Source organism: Collinsella aerofaciens (assembly GCF_002736145.1).
Taxonomy (GTDB): Bacteria; Actinomycetota; Coriobacteriia; order Coriobacteriales; family Coriobacteriaceae; genus Collinsella; species Collinsella aerofaciens_A.
In genome coordinates this window covers 434,910-449,873 of the sequence record NZ_CP024160.1, presented here as the reverse complement: position 1 = coordinate 449,873, position 14,964 = coordinate 434,910, and the positions used below count along the sequence as shown (strand labels likewise).

The following is a 14,964-nucleotide window of genomic DNA, read 5'->3' as shown; positions in this document are numbered from 1 at the left end:
CCTAGGCGTCCTTCGCGGCGAGGTCGCGCGAGGTAACGATACGGTCGATCAGGCCGTAGTCGAGGGCCTCGGCAGCCGTGAGGTAGTTGTCGCGCTCGGTATCGGCCTGGACCTTCTCGATCGGCTGGCCCGAGGCGTCGGACAGGATCTGGTTGAGCTCGCGGCGGGTCTTCTTGATCTCCTCGGCCACGATCTCGATCTCGGTCTGCTGGCCCTGGGCACCGCCGCTGGGCTGGTGAATCATGACCTTGGAGTGCGGCAAGCAGAAGCGCTTGCCCTTGGCGCCGGCCGAAAGCAGCACGGCGGCCATGGACGCGGCCATACCGACGCAGATGGTGGAAACCTGCGGCTTGATAAAGTTCATGGTGTCAAGAATCGCCAGGCCGGAGTAAACCTCGCCGCCGGGCGAATTGATGTAGAGCGAGATATCCTTCTCGGCATCCTGGCTCTCAAGATGCAGCAGCTGGGCAACGACCAGGTTGGCGCTGACGGAGTTGATCTCCTCGCCCAAAAAGATGATGCGGTCGTTGAGCAGGCGCGAATAGATATCGTAGCTGCGCTCACCGCGCGGCGTCTGCTCGATAACGTATGGCACGAGGGCGGAATCGAACTTAGCGATCATACGCATCTCCATTTCTCTCTTGCGGACCAAATTGGTTCTAGATAAACGTACGGTGCCCGCATGCTATGCATTGGCTGGCACCGTACGAAGCAACCGGATAACCGGTGTATAACTTTACCCCATCACGGGCACACGCATGCGCTCGCGGGCAAGGTGGCGAGAATTACTCGGCGTCCTTGGCGGTCTCGTCGACCTCGGTCACCTTGGCGTTCTCGACCAGGTGGTCGACGGCCTTGGAGCGACGGATGGACTCGCGGACGGCAGGCATGCGGCCGTCGGCGATGAACTCGGCCTTGGAAGCCTCGACGTCCTTGACGCCGGCCTTCTCGAACTCGGCGTTGATGTCGTCCTCGGTAACCTCGATCTTGAGCTCACGGGCAAGAGCGTCGAGCGCCAGGGACTCACGGGCAACGTCGTTGGCCTGCTTGTGCAGGTCGCCGATGAACTGCTCCATGGTCAGGCCGGAAGCGGGCAGCCAGGTGTCCAGGGTCATGCCGCGGGCAGCGAGGTTGGACAGGAAGTTCTGGCCAAGCTCCTCAAAGACGGACTGCTCGTAGTCAGCGTCCATCTCCTCGAGCTGCAGACGCTCGGCGAGAGCGGAGACGCAACGGTTCTCCTTCTCGGCCGGGAGGCGGGAAGCCTTGTCCTGCTCGATCTCGATCTTGATGGCGTCGCGCATGGCGTCGATGCTGTCGAAGCCAAAGTCGGACTTAACGAGCTCGTCGGTGAGCTCGGGGGTGTTGCGGACCTTGATGCCCTTGACGGTGACCTCGACGGTGTGGGTCTCGGCCTCCTCGCCCTCCTCGGCCTCGTCGGTCCAGGTGACGGACTTGACATCGTCAACGTTGGCGCCGATCAGGGCCTCGTTGAACTCCTTGGGGTTACTGTCGCTGCCGGCGATGAGCATGCGGCCCTCGGCGGCGAAGTTGTCGGCGTTCTCGACGGCCTTGAGGTCGACGGTCACATAGTCGTCAGCCTCGACGGCGCGACCCTCGACGTCCTCGAAGGTGGCACGGTAGTTGAGGAGCATCTCGACCTGGTTGTTGATCTCGGACTCGGTGACCTCCGCAGGGGGCATCTCGATCTCGACAGCGTCGAAGGAGGAGAGCTCAGCAGCAGGACGCAGGGAGAACTCGACGGTGTAGGTGTAGTCCTCGTGATCCTTGGCGAGGTCGAGGTCCTTGTAGTCACCGTTCTTGGTGGGGACGATGTCCAGCTCGTTGAGGACGGCGGGCTCGTTGGCGGCGATCAGGTCGTTGGTGGCCTGAGCGAGGGTAGCCTCGGCGCCAAGAGCGGAGTCGATGACCGGACGGGGAGCCTTACCGGCACGGAAGCCCGGGAAGCGGTACTTCTTGGCGGTGTCCTTGTAGGCCTTCTTGATCGCGGCGTCGACGTCGGCGGCCGGGATGGTGACCGTAGCGGTGAGCTTGGCGTCCTTGACGTCAGAAGCGGTGATGTACAACACGTTCCTCCTCATACTGCCCAGCTTATCTGAGGTGCTGGTACCTTTATGCAACAATGTGTCGCGAGGGCATAAGCCGACGCGGATGCGTTGGTGCGGGCGAAAGGACTCGAACCTTCACGGGAATCCCACCAGAACCTAAATCTGGCGCGTCTACCAATTCCGCCACGCCCGCATGAGCGCACAGACTAGGAATGATAGCAGATACGAGCGGCAAGCGCACGCACACGTTTTACAGGCTCACGACCTCACCACGAGTGCAAAAGGCGGGACGAGTTGTCCCGTCCCGCCAACTACGACTTGTTCGCTAACCCGCTACTCCCCCAGCAGCGCTTTCTCGGGCGTGATCGGAAGCGAGCGTACCTGATGTCCGGTGGCGTGCGCCACGGCCGAGGCCACGGCGGCGAGCGGCGTGTTGATGACGACCTCGCCGATCGACTTGGCGCCAAACGGGCCCGTCGGCTCGTAGCTCGGCTCAAAGGCCACGCGAATGCTGCCGATATCCAAGCGCGTGGGCAGCTTGTAGCTCATAAAGTTGCCGGTGCGCAGACGGCCGCGGTCATCGTGCTCGACGATCTCGTAGAGCGCGTGGCCGATACCCTGGGCAATGCCGCCCTCGGCCTGGACGCGCGCGAGTGCCTCGTTGATCACGGTGCCGCAGTCCACAGCCGCCGCGTAGTCCACCACGGTCACCTTGCCGGTGGCCTTGTCGACCTCGACCTCGGCAATGCCGGCCATAAACGGCGGAGGCGAAACGGGCAGGCAGGCAGAGGCATGCGAGGTGAGCGCGTCGCCGCCCGCGATGTTCTTGACGCATAGGTTGGCAAAGTCGCGCAGTGTGAGGTAGCGATTCTGCTCGCACGCGGCACGCTCGTCGGACAGGCGCACGTACTGGCCGTCGAAGACCACATCGGCGGCGTCCACATCCCACATCTGGGCGGCCTTGGCGCAGATCTTCTCGCGCAGCTCGCTTGCGGCGTTCTTGGCGGCCAAGCCCGTCACGTACGTGCCCGAGCTCGCGTACGAGCCGGCGTCGAACGGCGACACATCGGTGTCCACGCCGCGCACCACAATCAGCGAGCTCTCCACGCCCAGCTCCTCGGCGGCAATCTGCGCCAGGATCGTATCGACGCCCATGCCGTTATCGGTGGCGCCGGTGCCGATGGTAATGAAGCCGTCCTCTTCCAGACGCATGTCGATGCCGGCGATATCCACGTTGGAAATGCCAGAGCCCTGCATGGTGAGTGCGCAACCCAGGGCGCGCACGCGGTCGCCCAGGTCCACGGCCAGCGGCTTGTCGCGCCAACCGATCATGTCCATCGCGCGCAGCAGGCAGCGGTCGAGCGCGCAGGCGTTGAGCTTCTCGTTGTAGTACTGCGGCATGATCTCGCCCTCGCGCACGATGTTCTTAAGGCGCAGGTCGGCGGGGTCTATGTGCAGCATGTCGGCGAGCTCGTTGACGGCGCTCTCCACGGCAAACTGGCCCTGGGTGGCACCGTAGCCGCGATACGCGCCGCCGCGGTTGGTGTTGGTGTAGACGGCGTCCCAGCTAAAACGGCTCGCCTTCACATGGTTGTAGATGGGCAGGCTCTTGTGGCCCGAAAGGCCGATCGTCGTGGTGGCGTGCTCGCCGTATGCGCCGGCGTTGGACAGCGTATGCAGGTCGATGGCCGTGATGGTGCCGTCGTTCATGGCGCCCAGCTTAACGGTCATTTGCATCTGGTGGCGCGAGTTGCCCGCGGTGATGGTCTCCTCGCGGGTGTAGCAGCAATAGCTCGGACGGCCAGTCTGCTGGGTCACGAACGCCACGAAGATCTCGCAGCAGCCCGTCTGCTTGGAGCCAAAGCCGCCGCCGATGCGCGGCTTGATGACCTGCACCTGCGACTGCGGAATGTCGAGCGACTGCGCAACCATGCGACGCACGTGGAAGGGCACCTGCGTGGAGGTGGTCACTGAGATGCGACCGAAGGCGTCGGTCGTCGCGAAGGCGCGGAAGGTCTCCATGGGCGCGGTCTGCGTGGCCTGGCTGGTGTAGGTGCGGGTGAAGACGATGTCGCTCTGGGCGAAGGCCTCGTCCAAGTCGCCAAAGTCGCTGGTACCGCTGCACACCAGGTTGCGCGAGACATCGCCGCCCTGCGGGAACATAAAGGTCACGTCGCCCTCGGGGTGGACCACGATGTCGTTATCGAGTGCCTGGGTAAAGTCGAGCAGCGGCTCGAGCACCTCATAGTCGACCTTGATGAGCTTGAGCGCCTTGTCGGCGGCCTCCTCGGTTTCGGCGGCAACGATCGCCACCTCCTCGTTTTGATAGCGCACGAGGTTCTCGAGGATCAGGCGGTCGTAGGGACTCGGCTGCGGATAGCTCTGACCGGCGATGGTAAAGCGGCGCTTGGGCACGTCCTCGTAGGTGTAGACGCCCACGACGCCGGGCACCTTCAGGGCGCGCGACGTATCGATGGAGCGAATCTTAGCGCGCGCATACGGGCTGCGCTTGAGCTTAACGATGAGCGCACCGGCGGGCACCATGTCGCCCGTGTAGACGGGACGACCCTCGAGCAGCGCCTTCGAGTCCTTCTTGGGCTGCTTGTGGGTGATCTGCTTGTAGGTGACGCCGTCAGAGCTGGTGTTATTGACCGGCAGCTCGGGCATCTCGAAGCCCACCTGCACGCCGGACTCGTTGAGGAAGCGCACAATGGCGCGCAGCTGGCTCTCGTAGCCGCTGCAGCGGCAGAGGTTGCCGGCGAGCTGGCGCGAGAGCTCCTCGCGCGTGGCGACGAGGCTCGGATCCTCCTTGGCGGCGCGGGCAAGCGCCAGCACGTTCATGATAAGGCCGGGGGCGCAAAAACCGCACTGCTCGGCGCCTTCGGCAGCCATAGCGCGGGCAAGCGCCTCGGACTCGGCCTTGAGGCCCTCGAGCGTGGTGACGGAGCGGCCCTCGACGCGTGCGGCGGGAACCGAGCAGCTCAGCACCGGGTCGCCATCGAGCCACACCGTGCACAGGCCGCAGTTGGTGGTCTCGCAGGCGCAGCGCACCGACGCGCAACCCTGCTCGCGCAGCAGTGCAAAGAGCATGGTATCGGGGGCAATCTGAACCTTGACCTTGCGGCCGTTGAGCGTAAAGGAAAGATCGATGAGTTTGGCAGCCATTAGCGCACCTCGCTAGAATCGACGCCGGGCACGCGGCGGCAGGAATACTCGTCCGTGGCAAACTTGGGCACTTGCACGGTCTCGAGCTCGCGGGCAAGCGCGGCCGAAAGTTCGATGCCGGCGGCACGGCGCACGGCCTGGACAGCGAGCGGGGCCGAGATGCGGCGGCGGTAGTCGGCCGAGCCCCACAGGTTGGTGCCGTAGCTCAGCGCGCGCACTGATGCGGCCAGGGCGCGCAGCTCGTCCTCAGAAGGCTGCTCGTTGGTGAGACCACACGCCTCGCCCTGCAGCAGGGTCGCGCGCAGCGGGCGGGCGCCCACGGTGACGTGCCAGGTGTTGTCCCACCAGGCGGCGGTGACGTTGAGCGAGGGGAAGTCGGTCGCGGCCTTGCGCACGGTCTCGTAGCTCGCGCGGTAATCGTGCTTGACGACCACGACGTGCTCGATCACGTCGCGCACATAGCCCATGTCCACGAACTCGGCGAGCGGCACACGGCCGGCACCCGTCAGCTCAACATACGAATCGAGCGCCAGGAATGCCGAGAGCACGTCCGAGAAGCCAAAGCGGCCGTAGATGCTGCCGCCCACCGTGGCGGTATTGCGCAGCTGCACGCCCACGATATCGTGAACGGCGAACTCGAAGACATTGTTGACAAGCGCGTTGAGCTCGGCATGGCGCTCGAGCTGGCGCAGGGTGCACATGGCACCGATGCGAAACTCGGTCTCGGTCTCCTCGATCTGATCGAGTCCGCAGGCCGAAAGGTCAATCGCCGTCGCCACGCGACGCGAACCCAGGCGCATCCAGATGCCGCCGCCCACAATCTTGTTGTTGCGGTTCTTCTGCAAGAGCTCATAGGCTTCGGCCGCGTTTCCAACACGGACGTAGGTACCGAACTTGAGCACGTTCTCCCCCATCTCTTCACTTGTCCAGTACTTTTAAGTGTACCAAACGAGGGGGCACAGCTCATGTCGGGACAAAATGAACCATTTTCCTCCGTCGCATGCGGATCAAAAAAGGCTCCCAGCCAAGATGACTGGGAGCCTCCTGCAATTTCTGCAATGCTATATCGAGCGAAGATTTAGCAGACGCCCTGGGCGAGCATGGCGTCGGCGACCTTCAGGAAGCCGGCGATGTTGGCGCCCATGACAAAGTTGCCCTCCTGGCCATACTCCTTGGCGGTGTCGTCCACGTTGTGGAACATGCCGCGCATGAGCTGCTCGAGCTTGCCGTCGACCTCCTCGAAGGTCCAGGACAGGTGCTCAGCGTTCTGGCTCATCTCCAGGCCGGACACGAGCACGCCGCCGGCGTTGGCAGCCTTACCGGGCATAAAGGCAACGCCGTTCTCCTGGAAGTAAGTCGTGGCCTCGATGGTCGTGGGCATGTTCGCGCCCTCGCCGACCACCTTGCAGCCGTTGGCGACGAGCGCCTGGGCGTCCTCGAGCAGCAGCGTGTTCTCGCGAGCGCAGGGCAGCGCGATGTCGCAGGGAAGCTGCCACACGCCACGGCCGTCGCCCTCGTGCCACGTGGCATTGGGTTTCTCGTCGACGTACATAGCGAGCGTGACGCCCTTGTCGTGGCCAGAGCGCTTCTTGTTATAGACATGCTCGAGCACGGTGTAGTCGATGCCGTCGGGGTCCTCGACCCAGCCGTGGGTGTCGGAGCAGGCCAGCACCTTGCCGCCGAGCTGGGCGACCTTCTGGACCGCATAGATGGCGACGTTACCGGAGCCGTGAACGACGACGTTCTTGCCCTCGAAGGAGTCGCCGCGGCTCTTGAGGTACTCGTCCACAAAGTAGACCAGACCGTAGCCGGTGGCCTCGGTACGGGCGAGCGAGCCGCCAAAGGAGAGGCCCTTGCCGGTGAGGACGCCGGTCCACTCGTTGGTCAGGCGCTTGTACTGACCGAACAGGTAGGCAACCTCGCGGCCGCCAACGCCCAGGTCGCCGGCGGGAACGTCGGTGTTGGGGCCAATGTGGCGATAGAGCTCGGTCATGAAGGACTGGCAGAAGTGCATGATCTCGTTGTTGGACTTGCCCTTGGGGTCAAAGTCGGAACCGCCCTTGCCGCCGCCCATGGGAAGGGTGGTCAGGCTGTTCTTGAGGATCTGCTCCAGGCCCAGGAACTTGAGCATGCCCAGGGTGACCGTCGGGTTAAAGCGCAGGCCGCCCTTGTAGGGTCCAATGGCAGAGTTGAACTCGACGCGGTAGCCGCGGTTGACCTGGACCTTGCCCTGGTCGTCGACCCAGGGGACACGGAACATAACGATGCGCTCGGGCTCGACGAGGCGCTCAAGCAGGGCGGCCTCCTCGTACTCGGGGTGGGCGTCGAGCGCCGGCTGGATGGTACCGAGGATCTCGGTCGCGGCCTGGATGAACTCAGGCTGCTCGGGATAGCGGGCCTTGAGCTCGTCGAGAACTTTCTGCGTGTAGCTCATGCTTCCTCCAATGATGGGAAACGAAAAGTGTCGGTCGCGGCACCCTGTGCGCCGCGAACTTTATCGTGTATGGATAATATCGCACTGTTGCGGGAAAGTTTCGCATAAGCAGACGAGCAGATGTTTCGTTTTGATTACGATGCAGGTAGAGGCGTTTTTGAGTGCCTGACGTGCAAAACCCGTGTTTCAAACCTGTTTCGTCCACGTGCTCCAAACCACCACATTGGGGACAGGCACCTTTGTGGTGGTGTTGACGGCTAGAGGACGAGCTGATGGTAGTCGGCGGGGGTTACGCGGCCCTCGGTGGCGGCGCGGAAGGCGGCGAGGGCATCGCCCGAGAACGGCATGGCCCAGCACAGCCCGCAGCCGGCGGTGATGGAGCCGGGCAGCGGCATGATGCGCCCGGGCACACCGTCATCCAGGCACAGCTGCTCGCATTCCATCACATCGAAGGTGCTGTCGAACGATACGATGATCTTGCGTTCGTGGTCGAGGGCATCACCGGACGGGCCGCCGCGGTGTGCCTCGCGATACGCCGCGGCGGCCGCTTCCTCTTCCGCAGTATGTCCACAGCCACCGCAACCGCAGGTACAGGGTTCGGACCCGTCGCAAGTGCAAGGTTCTCCCGTGTCGGGACAAATATCTTGAGACATGGCAACTCCAATCGTCTAGGCGAGTAACTCGGCCGCCGCAAACTCCTCGGGCGTATTGACGTTCTCGAAGCAGAGCGTCGAGCCTGCGACCGCGACAATCTGAGGCTCATCCAGATAGCCGGCATGGACCCGGTCGATCAAACAGCGGATGCGTTGGCGGTCCTGGTCGAGCAACTCACGGGCAACCGGCGCGCAAGCCTGGCGGCGCCACACGGCGCACAGCGGCTCAATCCCCCGCTCCTCGCGCGGCACGCACACGTCGAGTGCCTCGGCCTCAACACGATCGGCAAGCGCGCCGATGAGTTCCGGCGAGACAAACGGCATATCGCAGGCAACGATCGCCACGAGAGGCAGCCGAGCCGCAGTCAGCGAGCTCGCGATGCCGCGCATGGCGCCCGCCGACCCTTCAAGGTCCGCCACCACACGCGGCACCAGACCGCCAAACGTGCGCTCCTCAAGGTAGGCAAGCTCGCTGGGACGCGACGTCGTCACGACCAACTCACCGGCAACTGGCGCCAACCGACCCAGCACGCGCTCGATGAGTGGCTCGCCGCAAAACGCCATGCGAGCCTTATCGCAGCCCATGCGCGAGGACATCCCGCCCGCCTGGACGACACAAGAAAGATCGGCACGTCTTACGGTAGTCATACGGCAAAACACCTCCATCGGCATGCTCAAAACCCGGCACGCGAAGTCAAATACCGTCGCCGATAAAACGGGCGGCACTGCAAACCCATGCAAAAACAAAACAGCGCCTTTGCGGCACGCAGCAAGACCGCGAGCACAAAAGCGCTGGTAGCGTATGGCGGGAACGTATGTGAATCGAACACATCCAAGACGTTTTGCACGCCTCGCAACGGTTTTGAGGACCGCGGAGCCCACCGGAGCCCATCCGTTCCCAAGTGCGGCGGTATTTTACCAAACCGAGCAGCCAATCTAGCGCAGGGAGCGCAGGCCGCCGGCGTCTTTGTCGAGCACCGTAAAGCGCACGGCATCCAGGTGCTCCAAGATGCTGATAGCACGCTTGCGCGACACACCCAGGGCCTCGCGCAATACACTCGTGGTTGCAGCGCCGCCGGCGTCGGCAATGGCAGCGGCGACAAGCTCACGCGCGCGGGCCTCGGCGGCGGCGGACAAGGCAACGTCGCGCTCAACCTTAACGATCGAGCGATTGAGCGAAAGCTCGCGCAGGGCACGCGTCATGGTGTCGCGATCGAGCTGCAACTGCTCGCCCACCTCGGGCAATGTCGGTGCATCGAGGCCGGCTTCGTCCAGCAAGGCAACGATACGTTCACAGGCCTCTCGCACCACACGCGCCGCGGCGGCAGCGGAGTGCGGGTCGAACACCTCGGCGCCCTCGGAGGCACACACGCCGCGCGAGCAGCCCTCGGAAATCAGGGCAGCGGCAACTGTATCGTCAGCGGTAGGCCAGGCGGCATGGGCGACCGCGCCGGGCGTAAAGCCCGTCTCCTTGGGAGCTGCCGCGTGCATGGCAGACAAGTTTGAGGCGAGCAAGTCCATTGCGGCGTCGAGCCCGGCAGCGCTCGCGTATAGCGCCACGTCGCCCGCGGTAAGCACACGCACCGTGCCCTGGTCCGCCAGTACATGCAACGCAGCGTCGATATCGCCGGCAACAAGATCCAGTGCCGCGGCAACATCGAAAGCCGCGACCGGCAACGCCTGCAGCGCCAGCCACGCATCCACCGCGCCCGTAATATCTCCGGCCTCAAGCGCCGCGTACAGCACGCGCTCCCCCTCAGTAAGTTCGCGCGAGCGACGGCAGCGCGAAAGCAGCACGCGCCCGCCGCCAATAAGCATAACGGGCGAATACGACAGCACCACGGCATGGTCTCCAGCACGCAGAGGCAGCGGCTCCTCCAAGCGCACCTGAACGATACGGGTCTCGCCCACCGGCATGGGGGCCTCGCCCTCCATGAACATGATGCGACCGACGACCTCGGCCGTACCCGCCATCACGTGCACACGCGCACCCGACTCGAGCACACGCGGCTTGGCTCCCTCGCGGCCCAAATACGTAAACGTCATCATAAAGCGCATCGTCTGGCCAAAGCGGCCCGCCACGCCCAGCATCTCGCCACGGTCAAGCGCCGCGACACCGTCACCAACCAGGTTGAGCGCCACACGCTGACCAGGCAGCGCGCGCGGCGTATCGCCATGCACCTGAATCCCACGCACGCGACAGACCGTACGCGACGGCAAGGCCATCAGCTCGTCGCCCACCGCAACCGGCGCATCGTGCAGCGTTCCCGTCACAACGGTGCCGACGCCCTTGATCGTAAAGCAGCGGTCGATAGGCAGACGCGGTGCGGCATCGGTGAGCTCGGCACGGGCACGGCAAGCATCCCAGCAAGTGGCAACCTGCTCGTCAAGCGCAGCCAGTAGGCCATCGATCCCCTCGCCTGTCTTGGACGACACGGGCACGATCGGCGCGCCCGCAAACACGGTACCCGACAAAAAGTCATCGACATCGAGCTCAGCAAGCTCGGTCATCTCGCTATCGGCCAGGTCGCACATCGTCAGCGCGACCACCATGTGTGTGACGCCCAGCAGCTCCAGCACATGCACGTGCTCGCGGGTTTGCGGCATCACGCCCTCGACGGCCGATACCACCAACACGGCAACGTCGATGCCCGTGGCACCCTGCACCATGGCGCGCAAGTAATGCGCATGGCCCGGCACGTCGACCAGGCCAACGATCTTGCCACTCGGCAGCGCCAGCTCGCCAAAGCCAAGCTCCACGGTCATACCGCGACGGCGCTCGACCTCCAGACGGTCGGGATTCTTGCCGGTCAGTGCCTCGATCAGTGCGGACTTACCGTGGTCAACGTGGCCCGCCGTGCCAACGATAACGGGGCACTCCACCAGCGTTTGAACCTCACTCATCGAGCAATCGCCTTCCCAACGCACGCCACGAGCGTCGATGCCGCCGTCTCGATATCGCGGTCGCCCACAAGCGTACGCACATCAAACAAAATGCGATCGTGCGAGGTTCGCGTGACGACCGGCGTGTCGAAGTCCTGGACAAGCGAGCGCTTGAGCGCGTCGACCGTCAGGCGCGCGTCAACAAGACGCACGGCAACGCACATCGTGGGCAGCTCCACGGTAGGCAACGAACCGCCACCGGAGGTCGACGATTCCTCAACGATCTCCACCTGAACGGCGCACGGGCAACCGGCCTTATCGAGCCCGGCGACCATACGATCGCGCAGCTTGCGGGCACGTCGCTCCAAATGGGCCTGCGGTAGCGTAAGCATGCTGAGCACCGGAATATCACGATGGGCCACGTCGGCACCGTCCATGTAGATGCGCAGTGTGGCCTCGAGCGCCGTGAGCGCCAACTTGCCCGGACGCAGGGCGCGCATAAGCGGATGCGACCCACAGGCCTGGATCAGATCACGACGGCCCATGATAATACCCGCCTGTGCGGCACCGAGCAGCTTATCACCCGAGCACGACACCAAATCGAGCCCTGCCGAAACCGAAGCCGGCGTGGTTTCTTCGCCGCCGCGCACCAAGATGTCGTCGGGCAACAGCGCGCCCGAGCCCTGGTCCTCGTAGAACAGCAGGCCGTGCTTATGGGCCAGCGCGGCGAGCTCCCTTGAGCTCACTTCCTCGTGAAAACCCTCGATGCGATAGTTGGAAGGATGGACCTTAAGGATCATCGCCGTATCGGGCGTGATGGCGCGCTCGTAGTCGCCCAGGTGCGTGCGGTTGGTGGCGCCGACCTCGACGAGCTTGGCGCCCGAAGCCGCCATGACATCGGGGATGCGGAAGCTGCCGCCGATCTCGACAAGCTCGCCGCGGCTGACGATGACCTCCTTGCCTGCGGCATGGGTCGCCAGCACCAGCAGCACCGCGGCGGCGTTGTTGTTGACCACGAGCGCGTCCTCGGCACCGGTGAGTGAGCGGATGAGCTGCGCGGCGTGCTCCTTGCGCGACCCGCGCGAACAGGTGTCCACACTGTACTCGAGCGTGCTGTAGCCGCGCGCGACCTCGGCCACGGCCTTTGCCGCCGACTCCGCGAGCGGGGCGCGGCCCAAGTTGGTATGGATGACCACACCCGTGGCGTTGACGGCAGGGCGCAGGCTCGGCAGTGCGGAGCGATGCGCACGCCACTCGATGGCCGATGCCAGCTCGCGCTTGGAGCGCGGATCGGCGCCGGCACGAATCGCGGCGCGCTCCTCGTCGAGCTCAGCCGTCACGGCGGCATGTACCACCGCGTCGCAGGTCTCCCCTGCCGCCTTCACCACCGGCCACTCGGCAAGCAACTCGTTGACGGAGGGAATGGCGCGCAGGCGGGCGCGCACCTCATCGGATATGTTCTGGCTATCGCTCATGTGCGGCCTTTCAAAAGAAACGTGGATCAGTCGAATACATCAGCTGAGACAATTACTCGTCATTATCCCCGCGCGCGACAATCTTTTCCACGCGAACGGCGTTTTCCTGGGTGAGCGCGGCACCCGTCAACGGGTCCCAACGCAACGGCGTATGGTCGAGCGGTCCCACGCCCAAGGCTTGAGCGCCACCGGCATCGACGCCAAACGAACGCCCACCGGGGGCGGGCGAGGTGAAGATGCACGCCGGATGCAGATAGGGCGTCGTCTCCACGCGCACGCGGTCGCGGCCCATGTCGCTTACAAGCTCGACGACCTCGCCATCGGCGATACCCATGCGAGCGGCGACGACGGAGTTCATCTGCACGGCGTCCAAGTCCGACCCCACCTCGGCGGCACCGGCCGCCGCAAGCCTTCGCGAGGTATGCGACTCAAAGGGGCGGTTGCCGCTAATGAGGCGAAACGTTCCCGGGCTTGGCTCAACCATGGGCGCGATCCAGTTGGGCACGCGACCCAGACCGGCACGTTCCCATACGTCGCTTGCCAGCGCGATCCTGCCGCCGTTCAAGGGGATCACCGGCTCGCCCGTACGCGACGGCAACGCAACACCCGTGTCGGCCCAGCCGCGCTCCTTGAGCTCGTCCAGATTGATCCCAAACGGTGCCACCTGTGCAGCGGCCAGATCGTCGGACGTAAAGTCGAAGTACTCACCAACGCCGCAGGCTGCAGCCAACCCGGCAAAGATCTCCCGCCCCGGTCGCGTGTCGTCATGCTGCACAGGCAGCACGGCATTGCGGTAGAACACCCGCGAATCGTTGACGTCCACGACCGTACCCACGCCGCGGTCAGCCTCCAGATACGTCACATCGGGCAGCACGAAGTCAGAAGCACGCGCCGTCTCGGACCAGCGAATATCAATCGTCACGAGCAAGTCGAGCTGCTGCAAAATACCCAACCAAGCCTGCGCGTTGCCATAGCCCGCACCGGGGTTACTGGCATAGACGATGAGCCCACGCAAATCGCCGGCAAGAATCGACTGGCCGATGGTCGTGCACAGACCGCGCTCGGGGTCGACGAGTGGATAGCGTTCGGACCCCAACTTAGGCTCACGCGGCACTGACGGCGTCGCAAAACGCGCAGGGTCCAAGTCGCCCAACACAAGCGGCGTAGGCGGATTGAGTGCACCGCCCGCGTGTCCGATGCAGCCCAGCAGCACATCGACCAAGCAGATAGCACGCGCGGTCTGGGTGCTATTGGCATACGCGATGCCGATACCGCCATGAAAGCCCGCATCCACCACGGCAGCGGGCGCGGCGGCAGCGAGATCGCGCGCCGTGGCGACAATCTCTGCGGCCGGCACGTCGCACATCGACTCGGCCCACTCAGGCGTCCAAACAGCAGCCGCCTGCGCCAGCTCGTCAAAGCCTGTGGTATAGCGGGCAACGAACTTGCGGTCGTACAGGTCCTCGGCAATCAACACGTGAACAATACCCAGCAGTAACGCCAAGTCGCAGCCCGGGCGCACGCGCAGCCAGCGGTCGGCAATAGCAGCCGAACCGCTGCGCCGGGGGTCAACCACGATGATCTTCGCCCCGCGCCGGCGCGCATCGTTGAGCGCATCAACGGCCCCCATCGTCGACGAATCGACAATGGAACGCCCCAGGTACATGATGCAATCGGTATGCGCAAGGTCGGAGGCGGGGCTATAGCCCAAGCTATGCTCCCAACCAGTGAGACGGCTTACCTCGCAGGCGCCATCGGCACCGTACACGTTGGGCGAACCCAGCGCGTGCATAAGACGATAGCCCCAGTAGCGGTCGAACGAGGGCACGCCGAGCGTAATGCCCAGCGCACGAGGTCCGCGCTCGTCAACAATCCCCAAAAGACGCTTGGCAATCTGCGCGAACGCCTCGTCCCACGAAATCACATCGAACCCCGAGCCATCAGCTCGTCGGCGCATGGGGTGCACAATGCGATCGTGCTCGTCAAACGGCATTGCCAGGCGATGCCGACCGCGGGCGCAAAGGGCACGCGCCGCGCACGGGTGCCCCGACACCGGCAACTCGGCCACCACGCGACCGTCCTCAACACGTGCCGCAAAGGCGCAATCGGCATAGCATCCCCCGCATGTGGTCACCACGGCGCGACCGTCACGCTTCACAGCAGATGCCATCTCGATTACCCCTTTCATCAGCCAAACACAACAGGCCAAAAGCCCGGCAACGGGCCCCAGACCCAAAAAGCCTCCCGCACGGCAACGCCCCGCGGGAGGCCCAACGTCAAACAGACGA

General features: G+C 64.3%; 10 protein-coding genes and 2 tRNA genes. All 12 read right to left on the bottom strand.

Annotated features, from left to right (window positions below; translation table 11 throughout):
* Position 1 precedes the first annotated feature (1 nt).
* The 12 genes from CSV91_RS01980 to CSV91_RS01930 all read right to left on the bottom strand — a co-directional run bounded on the left by CSV91_RS01980 (position 2) and on the right by CSV91_RS01930 (position 14,846).
* Positions 2 to 622 carry an ATP-dependent Clp protease proteolytic subunit gene (locus CSV91_RS01980; RefSeq protein WP_022095182.1) on the bottom strand — a complete coding sequence of 207 codons (621 nt, stop codon included), beginning with the start codon at positions 620 to 622 and terminating at the stop codon, positions 2 to 4.
* A gap of 163 nt (positions 623 to 785) precedes the next feature.
* Entirely contained in the window at positions 786 to 2,087 is a 1,302-nt protein-coding gene (gene tig, locus CSV91_RS01975; protein WP_232049535.1) for a trigger factor, read from the bottom strand.
* An 88-nt stretch (positions 2,088 to 2,175) separates the two neighbouring features.
* Positions 2,176 to 2,259: transfer RNA gene (locus CSV91_RS01970), tRNA-Leu, on the bottom strand.
* Positions 2,260 to 2,399: 140 nt separating this feature from the next.
* On the bottom strand, positions 2,400 to 5,231 hold the full coding sequence (locus CSV91_RS01965) for a molybdopterin-dependent oxidoreductase (RefSeq protein ID WP_099431588.1): 2,832 nt from the start codon (positions 5,229 to 5,231) through the stop codon (positions 2,400 to 2,402).
* Entirely contained in the window at positions 5,231 to 6,133 is a 903-nt protein-coding gene (locus CSV91_RS01960; protein WP_197736839.1) for an FAD binding domain-containing protein, read from the bottom strand. The genes CSV91_RS01965 and CSV91_RS01960 overlap by 1 nt, the downstream gene beginning before the upstream one ends.
* A gap of 176 nt (positions 6,134 to 6,309) precedes the next feature.
* Entirely contained in the window at positions 6,310 to 7,665 is a 1,356-nt protein-coding gene (gene gdhA / locus CSV91_RS01955; protein WP_099431586.1) for an NADP-specific glutamate dehydrogenase, read from the bottom strand.
* A gap of 257 nt (positions 7,666 to 7,922) precedes the next feature.
* Positions 7,923 to 8,318 carry a DUF3343 domain-containing protein gene (locus CSV91_RS01950; protein WP_099431585.1) on the bottom strand — a complete coding sequence of 132 codons (396 nt, stop codon included), beginning with the start codon at positions 8,316 to 8,318 and terminating at the stop codon, positions 7,923 to 7,925.
* A 15-nt stretch (positions 8,319 to 8,333) separates the two neighbouring features.
* On the bottom strand, positions 8,334 to 8,966 hold the full coding sequence (gene mobA, locus CSV91_RS01945; protein ID WP_157757971.1) for a molybdenum cofactor guanylyltransferase: 633 nt from the start codon (positions 8,964 to 8,966) through the stop codon (positions 8,334 to 8,336).
* Positions 8,967 to 9,121: 155 nt separating this feature from the next.
* Positions 9,122 to 9,218, bottom strand: a tRNA-Sec gene (locus CSV91_RS10000).
* Between the two features lie 36 nt (positions 9,219 to 9,254).
* Positions 9,255 to 11,222: a selenocysteine-specific translation elongation factor gene (selB, locus tag CSV91_RS01940; RefSeq protein WP_099431583.1), complete on the bottom strand. Its 1,968-nt coding sequence runs from the start codon at positions 11,220 to 11,222 to the stop codon at positions 9,255 to 9,257.
* The gene (gene selA, locus CSV91_RS01935; RefSeq protein ID WP_099431582.1) at positions 11,219 to 12,676 is read right to left on the bottom strand and encodes an L-seryl-tRNA(Sec) selenium transferase; all 1,458 of its coding nucleotides are present in this window, start codon (positions 12,674 to 12,676) and stop codon (positions 11,219 to 11,221) included. Before selA ends, selB begins: the two co-directional genes overlap by 4 nt.
* A 52-nt stretch (positions 12,677 to 12,728) precedes the next feature.
* Positions 12,729 to 14,846 carry a molybdopterin-containing oxidoreductase family protein gene (locus tag CSV91_RS01930; RefSeq protein WP_172622425.1) on the bottom strand — a complete coding sequence of 706 codons (2,118 nt, stop codon included), beginning with the start codon at positions 14,844 to 14,846 and terminating at the stop codon, positions 12,729 to 12,731.
* Positions 14,847 to 14,964 lie beyond the last annotated feature (118 nt).

Bases quoted from the DNA above. Each gene is read 5' to 3' on its own strand.
- CSV91_RS01980 (WP_022095182.1), bottom strand. From the start codon at position 622: ATGATCGCTAAGTTCGATTCCGCCCTCGTGCCATACGTTATCGAGCAG.
- CSV91_RS01965 (WP_099431588.1), bottom strand. From the start codon at position 5,231: ATGGCTGCCAAACTCATCGATCTTTCCTTTACGCTCAACGGCCGCAAG.
- gdhA (WP_099431586.1), bottom strand. From the start codon at position 7,665: ATGAGCTACACGCAGAAAGTTCTCGACGAGCTCAAGGCCCGCTATCCC.
- CSV91_RS01950 (WP_099431585.1), bottom strand. From the start codon at position 8,318: ATGTCTCAAGATATTTGTCCCGACACGGGAGAACCTTGCACTTGCGAC.
- mobA (WP_157757971.1), bottom strand. From the start codon at position 8,966: ATGACTACCGTAAGACGTGCCGATCTTTCTTGTGTCGTCCAGGCGGGC.
- selB (WP_099431583.1), bottom strand. From the start codon at position 11,222: ATGAGTGAGGTTCAAACGCTGGTGGAGTGCCCCGTTATCGTTGGCACG.
- selA (WP_099431582.1), bottom strand. From the start codon at position 12,676: ATGAGCGATAGCCAGAACATATCCGATGAGGTGCGCGCCCGCCTGCGC.
- CSV91_RS01930 (WP_172622425.1), bottom strand. From the start codon at position 14,846: ATGGCATCTGCTGTGAAGCGTGACGGTCGCGCCGTGGTGACCACATGC.